At 62.7% G+C, this 25952-nt stretch carries 19 protein-coding genes; 10 read left to right on the top strand and 9 right to left on the bottom strand.

What is annotated here, in order from left to right; all coding sequences use genetic code 11:
* Positions 1 to 9 precede the first annotated feature (9 nt).
* The 4 genes from E0473_RS01095 to E0473_RS01080 form a co-directional block, all read right to left on the bottom strand.
* Positions 10 to 1413 carry an alpha,alpha-trehalose-phosphate synthase (UDP-forming) gene (locus E0473_RS01095; protein ID WP_137679024.1) on the bottom strand — a complete coding sequence of 468 codons (1404 nt, stop codon included), beginning with the start codon at positions 1411 to 1413 and terminating at the stop codon, positions 10 to 12.
* Between the two features lie 25 nt (positions 1414 to 1438).
* Positions 1439 to 3229 carry a glycoside hydrolase family 15 protein gene (locus E0473_RS01090; RefSeq protein ID WP_137679023.1) on the bottom strand — a complete coding sequence of 597 codons (1791 nt, stop codon included), beginning with the start codon at positions 3227 to 3229 and terminating at the stop codon, positions 1439 to 1441.
* Positions 3226 to 3939 carry a trehalose-phosphatase gene (gene otsB / locus E0473_RS01085; protein WP_241657276.1) on the bottom strand — a complete coding sequence of 238 codons (714 nt, stop codon included), beginning with the start codon at positions 3937 to 3939 and terminating at the stop codon, positions 3226 to 3228. Before otsB ends, E0473_RS01090 begins: the two co-directional genes overlap by 4 nt.
* 68 nt (positions 3940 to 4007) lie before the next feature.
* Entirely contained in the window at positions 4008 to 4517 is a 510-nt protein-coding gene (locus tag E0473_RS01080) for a flavin reductase family protein (protein WP_206663406.1), read from the bottom strand.
* Between the two features lie 275 nt (positions 4518 to 4792).
* On the opposite strand from E0473_RS01080, the gene proB reads away from it, so the two are divergent.
* A complete protein-coding gene (gene proB / locus E0473_RS01075; protein WP_137679021.1) occupies positions 4793 to 5968 on the top strand; it encodes a glutamate 5-kinase in 1176 nt (391 codons plus the stop codon).
* On the opposite strand, the gene putA is transcribed toward proB, so the two are convergent.
* Together putA and E0473_RS01065 are read right to left on the bottom strand one after the other, a co-directional pair.
* Complete coding sequence (gene putA, locus E0473_RS01070) at positions 5965 to 9459, bottom strand: bifunctional proline dehydrogenase/L-glutamate gamma-semialdehyde dehydrogenase PutA (protein WP_241657275.1); 3495 nt, start codon at positions 9457 to 9459, stop codon at positions 5965 to 5967. The genes proB and putA overlap by 4 nt on opposite strands.
* 312 nt (positions 9460 to 9771) lie before the next feature.
* A complete protein-coding gene (locus tag E0473_RS01065; RefSeq protein ID WP_241657274.1) occupies positions 9772 to 10371 on the bottom strand; it encodes a class I SAM-dependent methyltransferase in 600 nt (199 codons plus the stop codon).
* A gap of 488 nt (positions 10372 to 10859) precedes the next feature.
* Between E0473_RS01065 and E0473_RS01060 the strand changes: the two genes are divergently transcribed.
* The 3 genes from E0473_RS01060 to E0473_RS01050 are packed head-to-tail and all read left to right on the top strand — an operon-like array spanning position 10860 to position 13640.
* Positions 10860 to 11993, top strand: coding sequence for a carboxylate--amine ligase (locus E0473_RS01060; RefSeq protein ID WP_137679019.1), 1134 nt, complete (start codon positions 10860 to 10862; stop codon positions 11991 to 11993).
* 55 nt (positions 11994 to 12048) lie between these two features.
* Positions 12049 to 12606 carry an arsenate reductase/protein-tyrosine-phosphatase family protein gene (locus tag E0473_RS01055; protein ID WP_137679018.1) on the top strand — a complete coding sequence of 186 codons (558 nt, stop codon included), beginning with the start codon at positions 12049 to 12051 and terminating at the stop codon, positions 12604 to 12606.
* A 56-nt stretch (positions 12607 to 12662) separates the two neighbouring features.
* Complete coding sequence (locus E0473_RS01050) at positions 12663 to 13640, top strand: polysaccharide deacetylase family protein (RefSeq protein WP_137679017.1); 978 nt, start codon at positions 12663 to 12665, stop codon at positions 13638 to 13640.
* Positions 13641 to 13670: 30 nt separating this feature from the next.
* Here the strand turns inward: E0473_RS01050 and E0473_RS01045 are convergent, their stop codons facing one another.
* Positions 13671 to 14609 carry a LysR family transcriptional regulator gene (locus E0473_RS01045; protein ID WP_161981465.1) on the bottom strand — a complete coding sequence of 313 codons (939 nt, stop codon included), beginning with the start codon at positions 14607 to 14609 and terminating at the stop codon, positions 13671 to 13673.
* Positions 14610 to 14731: 122 nt separating this feature from the next.
* Here E0473_RS01045 and E0473_RS01040 point away from each other — a divergent pair, with 122 nt between their 5' ends.
* The 5 genes from E0473_RS01040 (at position 14732) to E0473_RS01020 (ending at position 22609) form a co-directional block, all read left to right on the top strand.
* Complete coding sequence (locus E0473_RS01040) at positions 14732 to 17671, top strand: TonB-dependent receptor domain-containing protein (RefSeq protein WP_137679015.1); 2940 nt, start codon at positions 14732 to 14734, stop codon at positions 17669 to 17671.
* 150 nt (positions 17672 to 17821) lie between these two features.
* Positions 17822 to 19198 (top strand): MFS transporter, encoded by a 1377-nt coding sequence (locus tag E0473_RS01035; protein ID WP_137679014.1) that lies wholly within the window; start codon positions 17822 to 17824, stop codon positions 19196 to 19198.
* On the top strand, positions 19195 to 20883 hold the full coding sequence (locus tag E0473_RS01030) for a dihydroxy-acid dehydratase (RefSeq protein WP_137679013.1): 1689 nt from the start codon (positions 19195 to 19197) through the stop codon (positions 20881 to 20883). Before E0473_RS01035 ends, E0473_RS01030 begins: the two co-directional genes overlap by 4 nt.
* A complete protein-coding gene (locus E0473_RS01025) occupies positions 20877 to 22166 on the top strand; it encodes an aconitase X (protein WP_137679012.1) in 1290 nt (429 codons plus the stop codon). Before E0473_RS01030 ends, E0473_RS01025 begins: the two co-directional genes overlap by 7 nt.
* Positions 22166 to 22609 carry an aconitase X swivel domain-containing protein gene (locus E0473_RS01020; protein WP_137679011.1) on the top strand — a complete coding sequence of 148 codons (444 nt, stop codon included), beginning with the start codon at positions 22166 to 22168 and terminating at the stop codon, positions 22607 to 22609. Before E0473_RS01025 ends, E0473_RS01020 begins: the two co-directional genes overlap by 1 nt.
* 27 nt (positions 22610 to 22636) lie before the next feature.
* Here the strand turns inward: E0473_RS01020 and E0473_RS01015 are convergent, their stop codons facing one another.
* Together E0473_RS01015 and E0473_RS01010 are read right to left on the bottom strand one after the other, a co-directional pair.
* Positions 22637 to 23641 carry a copper resistance protein B gene (locus E0473_RS01015; RefSeq protein ID WP_137679010.1) on the bottom strand — a complete coding sequence of 335 codons (1005 nt, stop codon included), beginning with the start codon at positions 23639 to 23641 and terminating at the stop codon, positions 22637 to 22639.
* A complete protein-coding gene (locus tag E0473_RS01010; protein WP_241657273.1) occupies positions 23641 to 25431 on the bottom strand; it encodes a copper resistance system multicopper oxidase in 1791 nt (596 codons plus the stop codon). Before E0473_RS01010 ends, E0473_RS01015 begins: the two co-directional genes overlap by 1 nt.
* An 84-nt stretch (positions 25432 to 25515) precedes the next feature.
* Between E0473_RS01010 and E0473_RS01005 the strand changes: the two genes are divergently transcribed.
* Positions 25516 to 25800, top strand: coding sequence for a metal-sensitive transcriptional regulator (locus E0473_RS01005; protein WP_137679009.1), 285 nt, complete (start codon positions 25516 to 25518; stop codon positions 25798 to 25800).
* Positions 25801 to 25952: the final 152 nt, after the last annotated feature.

Here is a 25952-nt window from a genome sequence, read left to right as displayed (position 1 = left end):
CGGGGCCAGCTAGTCCAGCTCGATCGCGGTCAGATCGCCGACGAAGTTCTCGGTCCACCAATGCACGTTGTCCTCGCGCACCGTGCCGATCATACGCTCCCACCGCGCCTTGCGTTCGTCCAGCGGCATGTCGAGTGCGAGCCGGATATTGTGGGCAATATCGTCGGCGCTGTGCGGATTGATCATCAGCGCGCCCTCGCCGTCGCAATCAAGCTGCGGCGCAGCGCCAGCAAAGCGCGAGAGGATCAGCACGCCCGGATCGCTGGGATCTTGCGCCGCGACATATTCCTTGGCCACAAGATTCATCCCGTCGCGCAGAGGCGTGACAAGCCCGATCTTCGCCCCGCGATAGAAGCCGAACAGCTCCTCCTGACTATGCCCCCGGTTCACGTAGCGGATCGGTACGATGTCGACCTCGGAGCGCGCGCCGTTGATCTGGCCGGTCTTCTGTTCGAGCACGGCGCGGATCTGCTGGTAGCTCTGCACGTCTTCCCGGCTTGGCGGCGCGATCTGGATGAACACCAGATCACGCACGCGCTCAGGATAGTTGTCGAAGAAGCGGCCGATCCCGTCCAGCCGCTCGGGCAGACCTTTCGAGTAGTCGAGCCGGTCCACGCCGATCATCGCCGTGCGATGGCGCGTTGAGGACATAAGCCGCTGCTGCGCCTGGCGCGCTTCGCCGGTTTCGCCTTTGCTCATGAAGTGATCGTAGTCGATACCGATGGGATAGGCCTTGGCGATTGTCGTGCGCCCGTCGAGCACCACCTTGCCCGTTTCCTCGTCGACCTCGGCACCCAATTCCTTGCGGCAATAGTGCAGGAAACTGTCGAGCCAGGTATCGTTCTGCAGGCCGATCAGATCGTACCGCAGCAGCGCCCGCACCAGCTTCTCGTGAAACGGCAGCGACACCAGCAGGTTGGTCGGCGGCCATGGGATATGGAGGAAAAACCCGATGCGGTTCTTCACCCCCTTGTCGCGCAGTCGCTCAGCCAGCGGCATCAGGTGATAGTCGTGGACCCAGATGTCGTCTTCCGGCTCGATCAGCGGGAGTACCGCTGCAGCAAAGCGTTCGTTCACCCGCTCATAGCCGACGCCGAATTCGTTTTCGTAGCGGGTCAGGTCGAGCCGGAAGTGGAACAGCGGCCACAGCGTCGAATTGGCATAGCCGTTATAATATTCGTCAACGTCCTGATATTGGAGATCGATGGTGGCGGTGGTGACCCCATCGCTCGATCGGGCGTAGTTGATCGAGCCGGTGAATTTCTTCACCCCCTCGCCCGACCAGCCGAACCAGATCCCGCCGTTCTTGCGCAAAGCCGCATTGAGCGCGCCAGCCAGACCGCCCTGCGCCCCCGCCGCGCCGCGCGCCTTGGGCACCGCGACGCGGTTGGAAATGACTACCAGTCTGCTCATTCTTTGCCCCCGATCGGCCCTTAGCTCATCGCAGCGCATTCCACGGGCGCGACAGCAGGGCGGCACAATTGATTACTCCAACTAGCGAATAGGTTTGCGGGAAGTTCCCCCACAGTTCGCCGGTTTCGAAGTCCATGTCCTCCGACAACAGACCCGACGCCGTGCGATGGTTAAGCATGGTCGTAAACAGTTCGCGCGCTTCATCCTTGCGGTCGGTCATGGCGAGCGCTTCGATGAGCCAGAAGGTGCATATGTTGAAGGCCGTTTCGGGCGCACCGAAATCATCCTCCGCGGCGTAGCGAAGCATGTGTTCGCCGCGACGCAGCTCCTGCTCCACCTTCTCGAATGTCGCCACGAAGCGCGGATCGTCGGGCGCGCAGTAACGCAGTTCCAGCAGCTGCAGCAGGCTGGCATCGAGATAGTTGCTTTCGAAGCTTGCGCCATAGTGCCCCGTCTCTTCCTTCCAGGCTTTCGCCTCGATGGTGGTGCGGATGGCGTCGGCACGGGTGCGCCAGTGCTCCGCCCGATCGGGCTTGCCCAGATGTTCGGCGCTGGTTGCGAGCCGGTCGCAAGCTGCCCAGCTCATCACGGCGGAATAGGTGTGAACCTCTTGCCGGGTGCGGAATTCCCACAGGCCCGCATCGGGCTGATCGTGCATTTGCCATGCCTTTTCGCCCACTTCTTCGAGCGCCTCGAAGTCGCGCTCGTCAGCGATGCGCAGCAGTCGCTTGTCGATGAAGCCCTGCACCGTCGGCAGCACGATCTGGCCGTAGCAATCGTATTGCACCTGTTTGTAGGCCGCATTGCCGATCCGCACCGGCCCCATGCCGCGATAGCCGGCGAGCCACCCGGCGGTGGTTTCATTCAGCTCGCCCTCGCCCATCACTGAATAGAGCGGCTGAATATGCCCGCCCTTGGCCGAATCGACGATATTGCGCAGATAGCCGAGATACTTCTCCAGCACATCGAGCGCGCCAAGCCGGTTCAGCGCCTGGACCGTATAATACGAATCGCGAATCCAGCAGTAGCGATAGTCCCAGTTGCGCTCCGACCCGGGCGCCTCGGGGATCGAGGTGGTGAGCGAGGCGACAATCGCGCCGGTTTCCTCGTGCTGGCACAGCTTCAGCGTGATCGCGCAGCGGATGACATCTTCCTGCCACTCGTAAGGCGTGGCGAGGCCGCGCGACCACAGCTGCCAGTACTTGCGCGTCTGCTGCTCCATCGAGCGGACCTGTTCGCGCAGGTTGCCGTTGAAAGGCTCGTCCGGCCCGAGAAAGAAATGGGTATCCTCCTCGATGCGGAACGCGCGCTGCTCAAGCACATAGCCGACCGGCGCATCGGTCGAGAGACGCAGCGCCTGCCCGCTGGTGAGATAGCGGATGTGGTTGGTGCCGCTGGTGGTCTCAGCCAGCGCGGCACCGTGATCCTTCATCGGCCGCAGCACCACCTTGACCCGCGGCGTTCCGGCAACCGGGCGCACGATCCTGGCATAGGCGACGGGGCGATACATCCGGCCCGAGCGTTCGAACCGGGGGCAGAAATCGAGCACCTCGACCGCACTGCCATCTTCCGATTCAAGCCGGGTGACGAGGATCGGCGTGTTGCGGATATAGCTTTGGGTGGCCGAAACCTGCCCCTCGATCTCGAACCGCCACACGCCCACATCCTGCGAATCGCCGTTGACCAGCGCACAGAAGGCCGGATCGCCATCTACGCGCGGCACGCAGCCCCACACGATGGCCCCGCGCCGGTCGATAAGGCCGGACACTTGGCAATTGCCTATCGGCCACAGTTCGAGCGAAGGTTTATGTGTCATTCAATCTCCAGCCATTCATAAACGTCGGTGGGCCGGCCCAGCCCATAGCGTGCCTGCGAGCCTTCACGGTCGCCAACCAGCACCCCGAAGCCGCCAAGCTGCCCGGCGGCGCGAAATCCGTCTTCGTCGGTCACATCATCGCCCACGAACACCGGCAACGCGCCTGCGAAAGGCGCCTCCGCCATGAGCGCGGCAACCGCCCCGCCCTTGTCTGCACCCGCGTTGGCGACGAACTCGATCACACACTTGCCACGCTTGACGGCGAGCCCGTGGCGAGCGGCGAAGGCCTCGGCAAAGGCCAGCCCCTTGTCTTCCAGAGCGGGATCGTGGCGATAGTGCAGCGCGCCGCCGTGCGGCTTGTCTTCGCGCACAAAACCCTCGCTTTCGGCAAAGGCCGCGATCTCTTCCAATGCGCCACTGGCAAGACCAGCAGGGGCCGCCCCCAGCACGGTGCCGTCGGCAAGTCGGCAGTCTGCGCCATGCGATCCTGCGCGGGCGAGCGCCAGCGGACCGAGGTGCTTTTCAAGATCGACAATCGCGCGCCCGCTAACCAGCGCGAGGCGTCCGTCGAGCCGGTCAGACAATCTGGTCAGCGCTTCGACCAACCCCTCGGGCACCACGATATCGTCGGGGCCGCGAGCAAGCTCGACCAGCGTACCGTCGAAATCCAGGAACAACGCGAGCGGACCGCGTTCTCGCAGCGCGCTCAAGCTCGGCGGGGCAGGCAAAGGTCCAGGCTGGGCCTCGCCACCGGATGCGTTCATTTCAACCTCGCTCTTTATGCCTCGTTCTCCGGCGCCTCGACACGGGCAAACTTGCCATCGTGGAACAGCAGCGGGGCGGCATCGCCGTGCGCGAAGTGCTCGACCCGGCCAAGAAAGATCACATGGTCCCCGCCCTCGAAGCGGTTTTCCAGCGTACACTCGAAATGGGCCGCGCATTCCTCGAACAACGGCACCCCATTCAGTCCGGCATGAACATCGAGCCCGGCGAACTTGTCAGCCGAGGACGCCGCGAACCGCTTGGCGAGATCTTCCTGATGCGCGCCGAGGATATGCACGGCAAAAGCTTTACACGCATCGAACGCATCGATTGAGCGCGAGGTCTTCGCCAGCGACCACAGCACCAGCGGCGGATCGAGCGAAACCGAGTTGTAGCTATTGGCGGTAACGCCGTAACGCTCGCCAGCGGCATCGACGGTGGTGACAATGGTCACCCCGGTCGCAAAGCGACCCAGCGCGTTGCGAAATTCCAGAGCATCGAACTCGCTCATGATCTGGCTTGGCACATCCCCGGCTGAAACTGCGTGTTGCATTGCGGTATCGCCGGAACGGCGCGCATTCAAGGTCAGCCTTGCGCAATCTGCGCTTTTGCCCCCGACTCAGCGAGATTGCAGGCGTATCGGCCCAATTTACCCAGACAGTGCCTTGCGAGAAACTGACCTTCCCCTATATGGTCTGCCGTCAGAACGGCGGGCAACACGATACGTAAAACCTGCCGGTCACACCGAAATTAATCTTTCAAATATCTCGCCCTTGTCCCGAAGTAATACTTGGTTGTTCTATGGCTCGCAAAAGGATCGTCGTAAAAATCGGATCCAGTCTTCTTACGGATCAGACCCGTTTGACCCCGCGCTGGGGATTCATGCAGCGAATAATGGAAGATTTCGCGCTGCTGCGTGATCAGGGTTACGAAGTTCTTTTGTGCTCGTCCGGGTCTGTTGCACTTGGCATGAAGATGATGGGCGTCACCCCCGAAGAAGCAGGACTGCGCGACAAGCAGGCCTCCGCAGCTTGCGGGATGCCGCTGCTGCTCAACGCCTACAAGCAGATCGGCCACGAATACGATCTCAACATCGGGCAGATTCTGGTGACCCTGGGCGATTTCGAGATTCACTCGCGCTTCCTCAACACCAAGAACACGCTGGTGCGCCTGCTTGAGGCCGGCATCGTGCCGATCATCAACGAGAACGACACCATCACCACCGAGGAAATTCGGGTGGGCGATAACGACCGGCTCGCCGCCAAGGTCGCGCAGATGGTGCTGGCAGAGCATCTCATCATCCTCACCAGTGTCGACGGGCTGTACGATCAGGACCCGTCGAACCCCGATGCCAAGCTGGTGGAAGAAGTGCAGGACGTGAGCCAGTATCTGTCGGTGACCGAGGGTGTGAGCACCTTGGGCACGGGCGGAATGCTGACCAAGCTGCAGGCTGCCAACATGGCGCAGAATTCCGGCTGTCACACCATCATCGCCAATGGCGAAGCGGACAGCCCGATTTCCTCGGCATTGTTCGGGGAGCGTCCGCGCACCATTTGCCTTGCCCATTCGGAGCCTTTGGCAACCTGGCACGCCTGGCTATCCGAGCGGCTGCACATCGCTGGGTCGATTGTAATCGAGAGCAGCGCTGCCGATGAGATCGATGCGGGCGAACGCGGCGTTCACCGCGAAGACGTGATCCGGATCGAAGGCTCTTACAGCAAGGGCGACGTGATCCACATCTATGACGAAGATGGCAAGGAGCGCGCACGCGGCATGAGCGACTTCACCTCCGAGGAAACAGAAATCCTCGTGCGCAACGTGAACATGCCGGTGAAGCAGTTGCTCGGCTATCATTCCCGCGCGGTGCTGGTCGAAAGCAACAACCTCACCACGCTGGATGAACGCCATTTGCCGTGGGAACGGCCCGAACCGACTGAGCAGCCCAAGTTCGAACCGTTCCCCGACGAGAAACGCTAACTGAGCAGCGACACGTTGCCGCCGGCGGCGGTGGTGTCGATGCAGATGTGCCGCTCCACCAGGCACCGGCTGGCAAAGTCCGGCGTGGTGAAGAGCGGCACAATCGCACCATCGCGAGCGGCCAGAGCCTTGCGGATCGCCCTGCGGTCCTCGGTATTGCTGAAGCTGACCACTACCTTGAGCGGCGCAGCTTCGGCCAGCAATTCACGATTCACGAACCCGTCAATCGCATGTTCTCCGGATGCTCCGGGTGCCACGACCAACGTCGGACAGCCCAGTTCACGCAGCTCTTGCGCCTGACGCATGGCCTGTTCGCCATCGGGACCAAGGCACAGGATCGGCCCGCGCGGATGTAGCGAGAGGCAATTGCTCTCGCCGGTCGCACCCGGCATTTCGGTTTCGTCAATCTTGCGGTTGGGCGCTTCGGGAAGCTCTGCAAGCGCCGCGTTCAGTTCCTCAAGCGAAACCTCGCGCCCTGCCTTCACCGGATCATTGGCGATCTCATCGACATAGAAACGCGGCAGATAGTGCGGGCCGCCCGCCTTGGGGCCGGTTCCTGACAAACCCTCGCCGCCAAACGGATGGGTGCCGACCACCGCCCCGATCTGGTTACGGTTGACGTACATATTGCCGACGTGAATCCGGTCGGAAATGAAGGTTTGCCGCCGCTTGATGCGCGTATGAAGCCCGGCGGTAAGGCCGTAGCCGCGCCCGTTCACATCGTTGATGATGTCCTGCAACTGCTCCTGCTTACCGAACAGAGCGAGGTGAAGCACCGGGCCAAACACTTCGCGTTCGAGGTCGTTGATGCCATTCACGCGGATGACTGCGGGGCCGACGAAGTGGCCTTCCTCGGGCGCGTCGATCTGCTTGATAAGGCGCCCTTCGGCCTTCGCCTTGGCAACGTACTCGCTGATCGATTCGTGCGCCTTGGCGTCGATTACAGGGCCGACATCGGTCGAGTGGTACCACGGGTCGGCCACCGAAAGCTCGTCCATCGCGCCCGATAGCATCTCGATGAACTGCTCTGCCACGTCCTGATGGACATAGAGCATCCGCAAGGCCGAGCAGCGCTGCCCGGCAGACTGGAAGGCCGAGGTGATCACGTCCTTCACCGCCTGCTCTGGCAAGGCCGAACTATCGACGATCATCGAGTTCAAACCGCCGGTTTCGGCAATCAGGAGGGCATCGGGCGACAGCGCGTCGGCCATGCTACGGTTTATGACGTGCGCGGTGTTGACCGAACCGGTGAAGCACACCCCATCGATACGCGGGTCGCCGCTGAGCAGAGAGCCGACTTTGGCGCCCGTGCCCGGCAGGAGCTGAATCGCCGTTTCGGGAACACCGGCCAGATGGAACAACCGGGTGGCCATGAAGGCAACCAGCGGCGTCGTCTCGGCGGGCTTGGCGATCACGCCGTTGCCTGCTGCCAGTGCGGCAGCAATCTGTCCGGTGAAGATCGCGAGCGGGAAGTTCCACGGGCTGATGCAGGCAATCACACCGCGCGGCTTGCGCCCGGCCAGCTCTGGCGTCTCGCACTGGCTGGCGTAGTAGCGCAGGAAGTCCACCGCTTCGCGCAGCTCGGTGACTGTATCGACCGGGCTCTTGCCAGCCTCACGGGTCAGCACGGCATAGAATTCGCCCTCGTTCGCCTCATAAAGATCGGCGATGCGGCGGAGCTTTTCAGCACGCTCTTGCGGGGTGGCATCCCAAGGCTTTGCCGAAGCCAGCGCATGTTCGACGGTCTCTTCATTCGCTTCGATCACATAACCCACGAACTTTTCCGGCATGGCCGGATTGTGGACTGTGATCTCCTGGCCATCGTTACGACCGTCCGCCGTCAGCGGGCCTGCGCGCCAGATCTTCTCCGCGTAGGGCATCCGCAGCTCTTGATACCGGTTCAGATGCTCGCGCACCGCCAGATCGTAGCCGCGCGAATTGAGGCGCTCAGGCAGATAGATATCCGATGGCGGAACCACCTTTTCCTTCGACTTCTCGCGATCGGCGGCCAGCGTTTCGAACGGGTCCGCGGCGATGTCTTCGGTCGGCACTTGCGGGTTCGAAAGCTGGGCCACGAAACTGTTGTTCGCACCGTTTTCGAGCAGGCGGCGCACCAGATAGGCCAGCAACTCACGGTGCGCGCCAACGGGCGCATAGACGCGTGAGCGCACGTCGCGATCCTTCAGCAGGAAGCCGTGCAGCCCCTCGCCCATGCCGTGAAGGCGCTGGAATTCGAAGTCGCGGCGGTTACCGGCCAGCTCCATGATGGCGGCGACGCTGTGCGCGTTGTGGGTAGCGAACTGCGGATAGATGCGGTCGGTCTTGTCCAGCAGCTGGTTGGCGCAGCAGATGAAGCTGATATCGGTGGCCGACTTGGCGGTGAAGACGGGGAAGCTTTCCACCCCGTTCATCTGCGCAAGCTTGATCTCGCTATCCCAATAGGCGCCCTTTACCAGCCGCACCATGATCTTGCGATCAAGCTGCGTCGCAAGAGCATAAAGCCAGTCTATAACGAAGCTGGCGCGCTTGCCGAAAGCCTGCACCACCACACCGAAGCCGTCCCAGCCGGCAAGGCGCGGGTCGGCCAGAACCAGCTCGATCAGGTCGAGCGAGAGGCCCAGACGATAGGCCTCCTCGGCATCGATGTTGAGCCCGACATTCGCCTCAGCAGCCTTGCGCGCCAGAATGCTGACCCGCTCGGCCAGCGCGGGAATGGCGCGCGATTGCTGGCTCATTTCATAGCGCGGATAAAGCGCAGAAAGCTTGATCGACAGACCGGGATTATCGCGAATGTCATCGGACGTGGCGGCCTTGGCAATCTCGTCGAGCGCATGCATGTAAGCATCGAAGAACACTTCGCTGTCCTTGGCCGTAACAGCCGCCTCGCCGAGCATGTCGTAACTGTAGGTTGCGCCCTGCTTTTCCCACTTGCGCGCCCGCTTCATCGCCTCTTCGATCGTCTCGCCAAGCACGAACTGCCCGCCCAGAACGCGCATCGCCTGCTGCACCGATGCGCGAACCACTGGCGTGCCAAGGCGCTTGGCCGCGTTCTGCACGGCGGAAAGCGGCCCGGCATGTTCGGGATCGTCGAGCAACGTCGCGGTCAGGCCCAGCGCCATGGTCGAAGCGTTCACGAGCGCATTATCCGAACGGCCGAAGTGATCGCCCCATTCTGCCTGCACGATCTTGTCTTCGATCAACCGGTCCACGGTCTCGCTGTCGGGCACACGCAGCAGCGCCTCGGCCAGCGTCATCAGGCCCAGCCCTTCCTCGGTGGAAAGACCGTATTCCTGAAGGAAGCTTTCCATCATCGTCGGCTTGGTGTGCTTGCGCACCCGGTCGATCACGCTCCAGGCGCGCTCGCCGATAGCCTTGCGCTGCTCCTGCGACGGGCCATGACTGGCGATTAGCTGATCGAGCAACATCTGCTCGTCGGCGAAGTGGTTGGTTCTGATAAGAGCGCGGTATTCGGACAGCGGCTGGTAGGGCAAAGTGGACCTTTCCTGCGGGTAAAATCTGTATCTGGAATGGAGCCTCCGCAACAGCAGCCGATCATTCCGTACTTCTAAGCATTTATTTACGAACCCTTTGGCGGCTTGTTCCGAAAAGATCGCGAGATCGGCCAGCGCAGGCGGCAACGCCCTAATCTAAACCACCCCGCAACCGGGGCGACCGACAAGCCAGTCAAAAAGGTATCGCAGGCCGAGACTCATCAGCCCTCGGCCCCAGAGGGTATCGATTCCGAATAGCGGCGTCCACGCCAGTCGCGCGGCGCGAGCCAGACCTACCGTGAGGGGGCGCCTCTAGTCTTCGGAAGAGCGGACCATTGGCGCACTCTTCCACCCCCAGGCGAGGCGGCACGGCAAAATGTTGAGCGGTTCGAAGCCACTGTCCACCCGGTCGAAATGCTGCGCGGTGAGGTTATGAGCAGCCTTGCTGAACTGATAAGTGAGGAAAGCCCCGCCCGGACGGATCACACGGTATGTCGCCGCGGCGATGCGCGGGCCGAGCCCCTCGGGCAACGTCGAAAACGGCAGGCCCGACAGCACATAATCGGCATGGTCGTGGCCATGGGCGCGGATGATCTGCTCGACATCTTCCGCCGAACCATGGACGGCGATGAAGCGGCTGTCCTGAATGGTGCGGTTGAGATAGTCGATGTAGAGCGGGTTGGTGTCGATCACGATCAGGCTGGCATCGCGCGGCAGCTTGTCGAGCACCGGCCGGCAGAAGGTGCCGACGCCCGGCCCATATTCGACGAACAGCTTGCACCGCTCCCAGTCGACGGGGCCGAGCATCTTCCTGATCGTGTAGCGGGAGGAAGGGATGATCGAGCCGACCATCACCGGATGCTCCACAAAGCCCTGGAAGAACACGCCCCAGGCGCCGAAGAAATTGCGCATTTTCTGCTTCAATCGCGTGGACTTGCGTTGGGCCATAGCCTCGTAACCGGGCATTATCGATCAGTATCCCTTGCGATGCCCCCGGCATGAGGGCCCTTGGAAGCCGCGCGAGGTCGCAAATTCGTCATGAATTTGCAAGACCTCGCCATTGCGAAGGCGAACAAGGAGGCCCGCAACGAGTGCGACCCGCCGCACAATCGGCGTTGCTGCGATACCGCGCTGATCTCGCGGATTGTTGAGGTTGCTCACCGTTCATAAAGCAGTGCAGAGCTATAAACCTCTCGCCCCGTACAGAGCTTGGTCTTTCAAGGAAGTCGCAGATGAACGATGCAATCAACGTCTTCGGAGCCGGCCTGAACGCACTATCGGCTATCTTCTCGCTAGTGCCTCGTTCAACGGTGGTGGCGCGGGGCTGAGAGGTCAGCGTGGTTCCGCCCCCTCCAAAGCTGGGTCTGGTTTGTTCCGAAAGCCCTATCTCCCTCGCGGTGATGCGCGAGATCGGAGCGCGCGGCGTACCCATCGTGGCGATCACGAGAGATGCCAGCTCCTTTCTCCAATATAGCCGCTATGCAACGCAGGCCGTGCGAAGGCCCGCTGGCGCTCTCGCAAGCTGGCTGCCGGAGCTGGCGGATAACTTCGGAATAGACGCGGTAATGGCGATTAGCGAGAACGATCTCGTCGCGCTCGCCGAGCTCAACAAGGTCGCACACCCGTTTCGAATCGCAGCGCCCGACGGGGATACGCTCGATCTGGTGCTGAACAAGTCCACACTCTTGACGAAGGCTGCAAGCCTTGGCCTCACCATCCCATGGACCTTTCAACCCGAGCGGCCAGACATCGCCGATTTCAAAGCGGCCGATTTGGCCTTCCCGCTTGTTGCGAAGTGGAGCAACCCGCTCGCAATCCAGCCCCATCTCGAGGCTGTTGGCCTTGAATTCGAGAAGGTCCGCTATTTCCACTCCCTTGATGAGGTCGAAGCCTATCTGGAAAGCCTCGCGCCATTGGGAAGGTGGCCTCTGTTTCAGGAATATTGCCCCGGCTACGGGCTCGGGCAGATGTTCCACCTTGTCGATGGCGAGGCAACGCTACGCTTTCAGCACCGCCGGTTGCGCGAATGGCCGCTGACCGGCGGGGTTTCGAGCCTGTGCCAGGCCGTCCCGCTGTCCGAACACACGGCGCTGCGCGCGCTTTCAGAGCAATTGCTGTGCGAACTTAAATGGTCCGGGCCGGCCATGGTGGAATATCGCTTCGATCCGCGCAGGGGCACTGCGCGCCTGATGGAGATCAACGGACGGTTCTGGGGGAGCCTGCCGCTCGCGACGGCAGCAGGGGCGCACTTTGCCTGGGAAACCTATCGCCACGCCTTCTTGCAGAGTTCCGAAGTACACGAGCAACCCGACTACCAGATCTGCAAGGCCCGCTATATGGCACCCGAGCTCAAGAACCTGCGCGATGTCGTGCTGGGGAGCCACTCCCTGAAGGACAAGGCCAGCTTCCTGCTTGGTTTCATCGGTGACTTTTTCGATAGATCCGTGCGCTATTACATCTTCTCGTGGCACGATCCGAAGCCATTCCTGCTCGACCTCCGCAACGCTCTCAGCCGATTGGCGGCAGGTAGATAACACAAGTCCCTCGCCTCTTTCTCCCACGACCAGACACTCTGACGGACCACGCCTGATGCAACACTTCATCGCTTCGAATTTCGGGACATCGAGAGGCGCGGTCAGGCTTGCCCTTTCCTACCTCGAAGTGGCGTCGGGATTTGACGGTCAGCACAAGATTGCCCTGCGTGAGGCAAGGCGGCTCGTCTTCGTGTGCCACGGCAACATTTGCCGGAGCGCCTATGCAGACGTCGTCGGCCGAAAGGCCGGGCTCGAAGTCGCCTCGTTCGGCCTATCGACCGCAACCGGCAAAATGGCGCACCCGCTGGTGATCGAGGAAGCAGGCAAGCGCGGGATCGACCTCAGCGCACACCGGACCACCGCGAAAGAGGACTTCGCCATAAAGGAAGGCGACTACCTGCTGGCCATGGAAACGCGGCACCTGCGCAAAATGTTGAGCGACCCTGCCTTTCAAGCAACCCCGATGGCTTTGCTGGGCACATACGCCCGGCCGCCCTTCCCTCACCTGCATGACCCCTACAAGCTTGCGCCCGAATATCTGCCGACCTGTCTGAATAGGATAGAGGAATCTGTCCGCAGTCTGGCACGTCAATGGGAACGAAGCCGGGCATGATCGTTGCCAGCCATCGCCAAAAGACCCCTGTGTGAACCCGAGCCATGGACGGCCGAATGACCAATGTCTTGATCACCATCGACACCGAATATTCCGCCGGAATGGTTGCGCGGAAGGGCGTCTCATGCCGGGCGGAGAATTTCGCCAGATCCATCTCCTGCGAAACCGAAAGCGGCAGCGTGGGCATCGCCTATCAGATGGACCGGTTCGACCGTCACGGCCTCAAGGGCGTCTTCTTCGTAGACCCTATGCCGGGGCTGGTGTGGGGTGCCGAAGCGATTGCGGATGTCGTCGAACCGATTGTCAGCCGGGGGCACGAGGTGCAGTTGCACCTGCATCCGGAATGGCTTCAATTCGCAGGCACCAACAATCCGCTAGGGCAAAAGACAGGCCGCAATATCAAGGATTTCCCGTTCGAAGAACAGTGCATCCTCCTGTCTCGAGCGCGCGACATACTGGTCGCGGCCGGGGCTCCGCGACCGACTGCATTTCGGGCCGGCAACTATGGCGCCGACGACGACACCCTACGCGCGCTCTGCGAAATCGGGATTCCGATCGATACCAGTCATTGCCCCGGAATAGCCCGCTCGGATTGCGAAATCTCGCTTGGTAGCGACACCGTCGGTCCGCTCCGCCACCATGGCACCATCGAAATGCCGATTGGCTGCATTGAGGCGGCCAGGGGGGCAACGCGGCACTGCCAGCTTACCGCCCTCAGCGCACGCGAAATCCTTGCCGCAAGCAAGCACGCGCGCGATACCAGAATGAGAAACCTGATCGTCGTCTCGCACAGCTTCGAACTGCTGAGCCGCGACCGAAGCCAGGTCAATTCTGTGGTGAAACGGCGGTTCGACAAAGTGTGCGAGCAACTGGCCAGCCTTCACGGTGTCGCAACCTGTGGCTTTACGGACATCGACACCGAGACCGCGCTTCTTGGAAATACGACAGCCAATCCGCTTCCCCATAAACCACTGCGAACGTTCGAACGGCTGGTTGAGCAATCCTTCTCCAACCTGTTTTACGGCAGAGCGTAGACCGTCCGCCTCTCTCCGATAGGCACGCGATTATCGGAATTCGGGTTGCTGCGCGTGGGGCAGCACATTCCACAGGTCCACTGGCGAATGATCCTGCGCCGTCGTCAGCCGGGCTTGCAGAAAGGCAATCAGTTCCCGCACGTTAGGCTTCAGCATTCGCTGCCTGGGTACCATGGCCTTGAGCCACAGCGGCAGCGGACGAAAGTCGGGCAAGAGCCTTACGAACTCGCCGCTTGCCACATCGTCTGTAACCAGAATGGAGGGCAGAACGGCAATCCCCAGCCCCTGCCGCACGGCCTCTCGCAGCACCAGCGCGTCGTTCACCTGAAAGCGCGGCTGCACGGTGACGGCGAAATCGCCGTTTTCGCTGTAGAAATGCCAGACATTGCCATAGAGCAAAGAGGCAAGGCAGCTGTGCTCGGTCAGCCGATGGGGGTGGTCCGGTTCACCGAACTGCTCGCAATAGGCGGCGCTGGCGTAGGTGGCATTGGCATAGGGCATCAGCGGGATGTCGACGATCTGGCCGCTGGTCGACGGGCGCGCGCCGATGGTGAGGTCACAATCCTGATCGAATTGATCGTTCAGGCGGTCGATCAGCCGCAAGTCGATCGTCACGCCCGGATGCATTTGCATGAATTCACCGAACAGCGGGCCGAAGATGCGGCTGGTCACCGTGCCCGGCGCATCAATGCGCAAATGCCCCCGTACCGTTTCCGAAGTTTCGGGCTCGGCGATCTCCTCATACTGCGCCAGAAGGCGTTGGCATTGCGGCAGCAACCTGCCCCCGTCCGACGTCAGCGATATTTCGCGGGTTGAGCGGTGAAACAGGGTTACACGGAACTGATGCTCCAGCTGGCCGATCCGCTTCGACACCACCGATGGCGCAACGCGCTCGGCCCGAGCCGCACCCGCGAAGCTGCCTAGGCGCGCGGCTATCAGAAAGGTGCGGATGTTCACCAGCGTATCCATAACGCAACCCTCATTATTCGTGTTTCGCGAATGCTGGCGTCTCATTATGGCATATTGTCGGCCCATTCAACGGCGCATATCCCGTGTCCCAACAAGCCACGATCACAGTGGGAAAGGGAGATATGATGACGAAGGCCAATGTCTTTTCGGCGACCACTTGCGCGCTCGCCCTAGCGGTGGGGCTTTCCAACGGAGCGCAGGCACAGGACCAGGCAGCAGACATGGCAGCGCCGGATTCCTCGGCAGGCGACGACAGCGGCACTATCGTTGTCACCGGCTCGCGCATTCGTTCCAGCTTCGAGCAGCCCACGCCGGTAACGATGCTGGGCTCGGATCAGATCGAACAGCGCGGCATCACCAATCTTGGCGATGCTCTGAACGAGCTGCCCAGCTTCTCCGCCACGGCCACTCCGGCAACCTCAGGTCTTAACCCCGGCCCCGGCCTCAACATCGGCGGCCGCATCCTCGATCTGCGCGGCCTCGGTGCGGTGCGCACGCTGACTATGGTGGACGGCAAGCGGTTCGTCCCCTCGACCTCGCAGGGCACGGTCGACACCAACATGATCCCCTCGATCCTGCTGAGCCGGGCGGACGTGGTGACCGGCGGTGCCTCGGCGGTTTACGGGTCTGACGCGGTTTCTGGCGTTGTGAATCTGGTGCTGGATCGCGATTTCACCGGCTATAAGGCGAACGCCCAGTTCGGCATCTCGAACCGGAACGACAATCTCACCCGCCAGGTGGGCGCGGCAGGCGGCTGGGATATCGGCTCCAACGTTCACCTCGTGCTTGGCGGCGAATGGGAAAAATCCGACGGGATCGATGCCTGCCGCGAACGCGAATGGTGCGTGAACGGGATGACGATCATCGGGCGCAATCCGTTGGCGGCTGGCCAGTCGCCCGATCGTCCGGCGTCCAACATCCTGCCAAATGCCGCCACCTGGAGCGCGGATTTCCAGGGCATTACCACCCCGCCCGCCAGCGCTTTCACCGGAGTTGACGTGCCGGTGTTGCGGCCGATTGACGGGATCACATTCAACAACGACGGGACGCCCCGCCGATATCAGTTCGGCTCCTATGCCAACCGCATCTGGATGGTCGGCGGCGAAACCGGCACCCCGGCGGAAGAGAACCCCTATTTCGACTTCCCGATTGTCTCGCCCACAGAGCGCTACGCAACGATGGGCCTGTTGACGCTGGAAGCCAGCGATGACCTTTCTTTCGAGCTGGGCGTGACCGTGGCCGGGGCCGACGGGCAGCATCGCTCTACCGCCTATCGCAGCATTGCCATCACCATACAGGACGACAACCCGTTCATCCCGCGCTCAAGCGATCCGACGCTCGATATTCCGACGATCCTGGCGAGTTCCGGTGCCACCAGCTTCACCCTCGGCAAGGGCTTCGACGATGTCGGCCCCACTCAGATTTCGGCGGAAAACCGCGTGTTCCGCGTGGTCGCCGGGCTTGAGTATGAACTTGGGAATGGCTGGGCTGCCGACGCCTACTATCAGTATGGCCGCAACTCGTTCCGTTCGGACCTCACCAACAACACGATCACCGCCAACATCGTGAAGGCGCTTGATGCGACCAGCGTTGGCGGTGAGGCCGTGTGCCGCGTGAACGCCGATGCCGATCCCTCCAACGACGATCCGGCCTGCGTTCCGCTCAACCCGTTCGGCTATGGCCAGGGACCGAATTTCGCCCAGGCGGTGGATTACGTCACCGGTGAAGGCTTCCAGACCAGCGTGACGACCCAGCATATCGTTGCCGCCAACATCTCCGGCAGCCTTGTCGAATTGCCTGGCGGCCCGGTAGGCGTGGCCTTCGGCGGGGAATACCGCAGCGACGACCTCAGCGGCGATACCGACGACATTTCGAAGGCTGGCGGGTTCTTCAACGCCGGTAACGGCTCTGCCATCTCGGGCAAGGTCGAGGTGGTCGAAGGCTATGCCGAAGTCGACGTGCCACTGCTCAGCGGCGTGACCTTTGCCGAGGAACTTGGCCTCAGCGGGGCGATCCGGCAGACGCATTACAACCGCTCCTCGGCTTTCGCCGACAGTTCCTCGGTCGATGCGACCACCTGGAAGCTTGGCGCGACCTGGGCGCCCACCGAAGCGGTCCGTATGCGCGTCACCCGCTCGCGCGATATTCGCGCGCCCAACGTGCCCGAGCTGTTCGGCCCGCAGACCACCACCACCGGTATCCTCACCGACGTCGGCAATGGCGGCGTGCAGGTGATTGTGCCGATTACCAAGGGGTCTAACCCCAACCTCAGCCCCGAAGTGGCCGACACCTTCACCGCCGGCATTGTGTTGCAGCCTACCGGAGGTTTCCTCAGCCAGTTCCGCGCCTTGATCGACTATTACGACATCGACATCTCGAACGCGATCGGAACGCTGGGTCAGCAGAATATCGTGCAGCGCTGCGAGGATGGCGACACGCTGTCGTGCTCGCTGGTCACGCGCGATGCAGGCAACAACGTCACCAATATCACCGACACGATTCAGAACGTGAACCAGCTCGTGGCACGCGGGATCGATTTCCAGCTCAACTATCGCCAGCCGCTGGGCGATGCCAACCAGCTCTCGGTGATGCTGCTCGCGAACCACGTGAAGGATCTGATCACCTACGATTCGGTGGGCGCGACCGAACGGGCCGGGCAAACCGGCTTGCGCGGCGGCACACCCTCGGGCGCGCCGGACTGGACGCTCGATGCCAACATCGCGCTCGATATCGGCGAGGCCTTCTCACTCAACACCCATGTGCGCTGGATCGACAAGGGCTTCTTCTTCCCCACCTTCGTAGCCCCCGGCGATCCCGATTTCTCGTTCGACAACCCGAACAGTGTGAACATCAACGAGCTTCCCTCGCGCACCTATGTCGATCTGATGGCGACCTATCGCCTGCTTCCGGCGTCCGGACAGAGCTTCGAGATCTATGCCGGGATCGACAACGTCTTCGACCAGGATCCGCCGACCTTCCCGGGAGCCAACGGCGCGGGCAACAACGTGTTGTTCAATCCGGTTGGCCGGATGTTCAAAGGCGGGGTGCGTGCCCGCTTCTAACCTGATCCCCCCACCGGCCGGGCCTACAACGGGCCCGGCCGGACCCCATACTGCAAGACCCGCTTTCATGCCCCGCCCCTCGCCCACTAGCCGATGCCTTTTCGGCCCTCATCACGCGCGCCCGCGCCCTGACAGGATCGAGACCGCCAGATGACCGAGCTGCCCCGAAAGATCGACGTCGCCGAGGTGATCGAACAGCGGCGGTTCACCCGCTTCAACCTGATGCTGGTGGCCGTTTCGTGGCTGATCACCGTGTTCGACGGGTTCGACATGATGATGATCGGCTACACCGCGCCCTATATGCGCGACGAGCTGGCGCTTGATGAGGTGATGCTGGGCAATGTGTTCTCGGCAGGCCTGCTTGGCATGATGCTGGGCGGTTTTGCCTTTGCCTGGATTGGCGACAAGTTCGGCCGCCGCCGCGCTATCATTGCTTCGGCGCTGGCCTTCGGCATTCTCACCTTCGCCACTGGCCTCACCCAGAGCTACGAGGCGCTGATGCTGCTGCGCTTCCTCGATGGCTTTGCCATTGGCGGAATGCTGCCGCTGGTCTGGGCGTTGAATATCGAATTCGTGCCCAAGCGGATGCGTTCCAGCGTCGTGACCGTGATTATGATGGGCTATTCGCTCGGCGCGGCGCTCGCCGGGCCGGTGACCGTATGGCTGGCTCCCGTGCATGGCTGGCACTGGGTGTTCTTCTTCGGCGGCCTGTGCACGCTCGCAATCGTCGTGCTGCTGTTCTTCACCCTGCCCGAATCGGTCCGCTTCCTTGTCGCCAAGGATGTGCGGCACGACGAGGTCGCGGCGATCCTCAACCGGCTCGAACCTGACCTCGCCGCCACTGCATCCGACCGCTTCGTGCTCGGTGACGAGCAGCGTGACACCGGCAACTTCACCGTGGGCAAGCTGTTCAAGGGCGACCTTGTCTGGCTCACACCGCTCTTGTGGCTCGGCTACACGGCCAGCACCATGGCGGTCTACTTCACCTCCAACTGGGGGCCGATCGTCTACGAATCGCTGGCATTCAGCCGCGACACGGCCGCCTATGTCGGCTCGATCACCTCGGTAGCAGGGGCAGCGCTCGGCCTCGCCCTGATGCAGTTCACCGACCGGCGTGGACCATACTCGGTGGCGTTCTATCCGCTCATCGCGTTTCCGCTGCTGTTGGTGAGCGGTGTGGTGGCGATGGGGCAGGATGTGTTCCTGATCGTCTCCGGCATTGCCATCAGTCTCGTCTCGGGCGCTCATTTCGGCATCCTGTCGATTGCGGGCGTGTTCTACCCGAGCGCGATCCGCGCCAACGGCGGCGGTTGGGCGACTTCGGTGGCGAAAGTCGGCGGCATTGCCGGGCCGATCGTGGGCGGCTTTGTGCTCGCCAGCGGACTGCCTGCCGTGCGCACCTTTGCCATCCTCGCCGTGTGCCCTGCCATTCTCGCCCTGTGCGCCATCGGCATCGGCGCCACCGTTTCGCGCCGCCGCAAGGCCGCCGCCACACCAGACATTCTCCCGGAAAGGAGCCTCGTATGACCTTGAGAAGCCTCGCCGCCAATTCCCCCGTCCGCCGCGCGCACTGGCAAGCGCTCGGCCTCAGCGAGGAAGACCTCGCAAAGCCGAAGATCGCGGTGGTCAATTCTTCCTCCGAGCTGGCCGTGTGCTACGCACATCTCGATGGCGTCGCCAAGCAAGTGAAGGAGGCTATCCGCGCCGCTGGCGGCGTACCCTTCGAAGTGCGCACCACCGCGCCCTCGGACTTCATCACCGGAGCCGGGCGGCAGGGCAGCTATATCCTCGCCGGGCGCGACCTCATCCCCAACGATATCGAGGCGCAGGTGGAAGCCGCACTGCTTGACGGGATGGTCTGCCTCACCTCCTGCGACAAGACCCCTCCCGGCCACCTGATGGCAGCCATGCGGATGAACATCCCCACGATCCTAGTGATCGGCGGCTATCAGGCCTCCGGCATGATCGACGGCGACCATGTCGACATCGAAGACCTGTTCTCCGGCGGCGTGCGCGAGAAGCTCGGCGGCGAGATGAAGCACTCGGTCGATGCGATGACCAAGCAGGCCGTGCGCGGCCCCGGTGTCTGCGCGGGCATGGCCACCGCCAACACCATGCACTGCGTGGTCGAGGCGCTGGGCATGTGCGTGGCAGGCTCGGCCCCGGTGCGCGCCAATTCGGACAAGATGTTCGCCTATGCCCGCGAGGCAGGCGCGCGGATCGTCGATATGGTTCACGAAGGGCTAACCCCGCGCCGGATCATGACCGAAGGCGCGTTCCGCAATGCTGCCGCCATGGTGCTGGCCGTTTCCGGCTCGATCAATGCGATCAAGCATTTACAGGCGGTCGCCGTTGAGGGCGGGCTCGACATCGACCTGTTCCAGATCTGGGAGGACATGGGCCGCGTGGTGCCTACTCTCTCTGCGATCCGCCCAAGCGGGTCGCGCCGGATCGAGGAATTCGAGGATGCAGGCGGCGCGCGCGCGATGATGAAGCAGCTCGAAACTGTGCTCGACACAGAGGTCACCGTCGCCTCTGGCAAGACGCTGGCCGATGACCTGTCCGAAGTTGCCGTGGCCGACGAGGAAGTCATCCGCCCGCTGGCTAACCCGATTTCGGAAGGACCCTCGATCGCGATCCTCAAGGGCTCGCTCGCTCCGGAAAGCGCGGTGGTGAAGCTGGGCATCCGCGACGGCTCGCGGCCCGAGGCCTTCTCCGGCCCTGCCCGCGTGTTCGAGACCACGGCCGCGGCTATGGAAGGCATCACCAGCGGCAAGGTGCAGAAGGGCGATGTACTCGTGCTGCGCGGGCAAGGCCTCAAGGGCGGACCGGCGATGGGCGGCGGTGCCTCCTACATCCTGTTCGCGATTGATGCGGCAGGCCTTGCCAAGGATGTGGCTTTCGTCACCGACGGGCAGCTCTCGGGCCTGTGCTTGAAGGGCCTGACCATCGCCGAAGTCGCCCCCGAAGGCGCGGTCGGCGGCCCCATCGGGCTGGTGCGCGACGGCGACCCGGTCGAGATCGACGTGGCGGCGCGGCGTATCGACGTTATGGTGCCGCCCGAGGAGTTGGCCGCCCGCCCCGGCCCGGGCCAAGAATTCGCCGTGCCCGCCGATGGCTGGCTCGGCATGTATCGCCGCGACGTACAGGAAATGAGCACCGGTGCGGTGCTGATCGACATGGCCAACACCCGGGGAGAACCCAAATGGTAAGTCTGACCGATACCGAAAAAGCCATGCGCGACGGGGCCGAGGGCGCTGCGGTGGCCAAGGCGATGGACCTGCTGATCCGCTATGCTGAAGCGCTCGACGCGCCCGACTTCGTCTACTGCAACAATATCGCCGGGGTGCCCGGCTCTTCGCCGCAGTGGGTGAAGGACTACTACAAGGAAGACGGCGGCGACTATCGCGCGGTGTTCTCGCGCTTCGATCTCGATTCCGATGAGGTGGTCGACGTGCCGCGCATGAACGGTTTCTCATGCCATCTGCAAGGCGGGATGGACCCCGAGCTGTGGCGCGAACAGGGAATGACCGAGGAGGCCTTCGCCAACTTCCGCAGCGACGAGGCGGAAGTCGCCGCGCACGGCATCCAGGTGATGAAGACCTGCACGCCCTACCTCGCGGGCAATGTGCCGGTAATGGGCGAACACTGCGCATGGATGGAATCGAGCGCGGTGGTGTTCTGCAATTCGGTAATTGGTGGGCGCACCAACTGCGAGGGCCGCGAGAGCACCAGCGCCGCCATGCTGGCCAAGCGCATTCCCAACTGGGGCTTTCACACCGATGCTTTCCGCAAGGGCCAGCACGCGATCAAGGTCGAGGTGCCGGTCGATTCGATTTTCGAATGGGGGATGCTCGGCTATTACACCGGCGCGGCGGTGGAGGATGCGATCCCCGTGCTCTCGGGCGACATCTCGGATGCGGCGCTGATCAAGCACAAGCACTTCGGCGCGGCGGCAGCCTCGTCGGGCGGGGTCGAGATGTACCATATGGTCGGTATCACCCCCGAGGCGCCCACCCGCGAAGTGGCTTTCGGCGGGTCCGACAAAGGCGAGACCTTAACCTATGGCGCGAAGGAGCGCGCGGAGGTTTACGAACGGCTGAACGCAATCGGCAGCAGCCGCGATGTCGACTACATCATGCTCGGCTGCCCGCACTATTCGATCGACCAGATCGCCGATGCGGCGCGGATGCTCGAAGGGCGCAAGGTCCACGCAAACACCGAGCTGTGGATATTCACCAGTCGCGCGGTGAAGGCCACCGCGATGGCTTCGGGCTACGACCGCATCCTCGCCGCCGCTGGCGCAAAGCTGATGACCGACACCTGCTCGGCGATCAGTCAGGCCGTGCCGCCGGGGACCAAGGTGGCCGCTTTCGACAGCGCCAAGCAGACGCACTACCTGCCCGCGATCATGGGTATCGAAGGTTGGTTCGGCACCACGCAGGACTGCATCGATGCCGCCTGCACGGGCCGCTGGAACGGAGGGTTGAACTGATGGCTACGACGACAACGCGAAAGCCTGACATCGTGATCCGCGGCCGCAAGGTGGTTGGCGGTGTGGTCGAAGGCGAAGCCCTCGCGACAAAGCAGACGATTTCCGGCTGGGGCGGTGTGAACCCGATGAAGGGCGAAGTGATCGAAAGCCGCCACGAACTGCGCGGGGTGAGCTTTGCGGGCAAGATCCTAGTGTTTCCGGGGGCCAAGGGCTCATCGGGCTGGTCGGCGGTGTTTCACACCAGCAAGCTCGCAGGCGCATCTCCCATCGGGATGCTGTTCACGATCACCACCACCAAGGCGGCGCTTGGCGCAGTGGTGCTGCGCATTCCCAGCATGACCGATTTCGATATCGACCCGGTTGAGCATATCGAAACCGGCGACTGGCTGCGGATCGATGCCGATGCGGGCGAAGTACAGGTGTGGAAGGGCGGCAAGCCGTAAGCGGCGAGTTGCCGCGCCGAACATGTCTCAGAACCAAAAGCGGATACCCGCTAAGTAGTTGGTCACGCCAGTCTGCTCGCCAGCAAGCCGAGCATAGTCGGCACTCCCGCCCAGCTTCCATTCCTGCTCGACCCCGACGTAGGGCGCGAACTCGCGGGCGAATTCGTAGCGCAGTCGCAGGCCAAGCTCCATCGAACTGAGGCCAGCCCCGATGCCTAGCTCGGGCACGTCCTGAGCCGACAGGTTAGCCTCGGCGCGCGGTTGCAGGATCAGGCGTTGCGTAATGCGCTGGTCCAGCTCCGCTTCGACACGCGCGGTCAGATCGCCCTTGTTCGAGAGGAAAGCCGCCGCATCGACTTCGAACAAGTAGGGGGCCAGCCCCTGCACGCCGAGAACGGCATAGGTGCGCTCGGGGCCGGTGAGATCCTGCCGGATACCGGTCTGCAAATCGAACCACGGCCCGATCGCGTGGCTCCACAGCCCCTGAATTTCCGCCGATTCCGCTTCTTCGCCGAAGGTGCCCTCGCCCTCGCTCTTGAACCAGAACTTGTCGATATCGCCGCCGTAGTAGCCCTGCACATCCCACAGATAGCCATCGTGGCCTTCACGTGCGCGGTATTCGAGGCGATCGCCCTGCAACCAAAGCACGTTCATGCCGCCATTCTCGCGCACCAGAGCTTCCCGCGAGGTGCGCATAGCTTCGGCACCCCAGATCGCATCGGCAGCGCGCGCCGGCCCCGAGCCTGCTGCGGCGGGCGGAGGGGTCTGCGGAATTGGCGCTGCCCCCATCGCACTATGGTCCATCTGCGAATGGTCCATCTGCGAGTGATCCATGCCCATGTGCTCAGCAGGCGTATCAGGGGGGCAAGAGCCCTTTGGCACCGCATGGCCCATCGCGCGATGCGCGGCGACCTCTTGCTCGCATTCGGTCTGGGCATCAGGCTTGGCAGGAGGCATCGAATGCCCCGAGTGATCCTGCGCGAAGGCAGGGGTGGTGGCGCTGGCGAGGAGCATGACAGCAAGCACACGCATCAGTCTTCTCCCACCCGCTGCACATCCGGCTCAGACCCTCGCGGCGCGACGGTCACGATCTGAAACATCCCCGAATGCATGTGATAGAGCAGGTGGCAGTGGAACGCCCAGTCGCCTTCCTCGTCGGCGGTGAGGTCGAAGGTGGCGCTGCCGCCGGGCTGGACGATCACCGTGTGTTTCTGCGGCTGACGGTCGGCGGGCGCGCCGTTGACCAGCTCGAAAAAGTGCCCGTGCAGATGGATCGGGTGCGCCATCATGGTGTCGTTCACCAGCTTCACCCGCACCCGCTCGTTATAGGCGAAGCGGATCGGATCGTCGCTGACGGCAGTGAACTTCTTGCCGTCGAACGACCACATGTAGCGTTCCATGCTGCCGGTCAGATGAATCTCCATCTGCCGCGACGGGCGGCGCAGGTCATCGTTTGGCACAAGCGCCACAAGATCCTTGTATGTCAGCACCTTGTGCGGAACCTTGTCGAGGCCGAGGCCAGGGTCACCCATCCGGTCGAGCGGGTTCATCGATACCATGTCGATGCCGGGGCCAACCTTCACGTCAGGCGGCAGCAGCGAGGTATCGCGCATGTTCATGCCACCCATGTCCATATCGGACATCTCCTCGGCAGGCACGTCGTGCCCCATCGCGGCGTGATCCATGGCCGAATGATCCATCCCGGCCATGTCGCCATGGTTCATGCCCATGTCCGCCATCGTCAGCAGCGGCGGATCACGCAGCGCCGGAACGCTCGCCCGCGCGCCCGGACGCGAAGCCAGCGTCGCGACCGCCATGCCCGAACGGTCCATGCTTTCCGCAACGATTGTCTGCGCTTCGCCGGTCGGCTCGACGATAATGTCGTAAGTCTCCGCCGTGCCGATCTGGAATTCTTCCACCTCGACCGGACGCACATTCTGGCCATCGGCGGCGACCACCCAGAACTTCACGCCCGGAATGCGGACATTGAAGAAGGTCATCGCGCTGCCGTTGATGATCCGCAGCCTCACCCGTTCGCCGGGGGTGAAGAGATACTCCATCCCCTCCTCCGGCCCTCGTCCGTTGGCAAGATAGGTGTAGGTCGAGCCGGTCACGTCGAGAATGTCGGTCGCCATCATGCGCATGTGGCCCCACATCCGGCGGTCCTCGGCGGACAACGGATAGTCGTCGGTCCAGCTGGTCTGCTGATAGTTGAAGTAGCCCTCGCCCTTCTTGAGCTTGTCCATGATCGTGTGCGGATGCAGCGGGGTGAATTCGCTGAGCAGCAACACATAATCGCGATCTGCCTGCACCGGGTCGGCAGCGGCGGGCTCGACTACAATCGGGCCATAGTGCCCTGATTGCTCCTGCAAGCCTGAGTGGCTGTGCCACCAGTAGGTGCCGCTCTGGCGCAGCGCGGGTATGTCGTAGACGAAAGTCTCGCCGGGACGGATGCCGGGGAAACTGATGCCGGGAACCCCGTCATACTGGAACGGCAGCAACAGCCCGTGCCAGTGGATCGAGCTATCCTCGTCGAGCGTGTTGGTGACGGCAATGCGCACCGGCTCGCCTTCGCGCAGACGCACCAGCGGCCCCGGAATGCTGCCGTTCACCGCAACCGCGTGCCCGCTGCGCCCCTGCACCAACCTGTGGCCCTCGCCGATGGTGAGGGCAATGTCGCGCCCGGATACCTCGTCGAAGCCATGGCGGATCATCCCGCCGTGCAGGTCCGCTCCGCGCGCCCAAGCGGGCATGGCCAGCGCCCCTGCGCCAAGCGCGCCTGCTCCAAGCATTCGGCGGCGGGAAAGCATCAAGTCGGACATCGGGCTTGCAACTCCTTCGCCCGGCGACATATATACCCCCCAGGAGTATTGCAAGATACCCCCGAGGGTATTGCATCAAAGGGAATGTCAAACGTGCCAACAGCCACCGGTCCCCGCATCGTCAACCGCCTGCACCGGATCGAGGGGCAGGTGCGCGGGGTGGCGCAGATGGTGGAAGACGACCGCTACTGCATCGACATTCTCACCCAAATGCAGGCGATCAAGGCCGCGCTCAGCCGTGCGGAAAGCGAGATCCTCAAGCGCCATGCCGCTTGCTGCGTGGCCGAAGCCATCGCGAGCGGGAATGCCGAAGAACAGCAGCAAAAGTTCGGCGAACTGATCGACCTGTTCGAGAAGGCCAAGCGTTAGCTACACCAGCCGGAGCGGGATAACCGCGCGAAGCCCTTCCCCTTGGGGAAGGGTTGGGATGGGGGTTCCACGCCAGTTGAGTGTCGAGCCCCCACCCCCAGCCCCTCCCCAAGGGGAGGGGAGCAAGGTGAAGAATGACAATGTTATCTATA

Origin of the sequence: Aurantiacibacter suaedae (assembly GCF_005434915.1) — a bacterium.
GTDB classification, from domain to species: domain Bacteria; phylum Pseudomonadota; class Alphaproteobacteria; order Sphingomonadales; family Sphingomonadaceae; genus Alteraurantiacibacter; species Alteraurantiacibacter suaedae.
The sequence above is the reverse complement of the archived record's forward strand: the minus strand, read 5'-3'. Positions and strand labels throughout refer to the sequence as shown.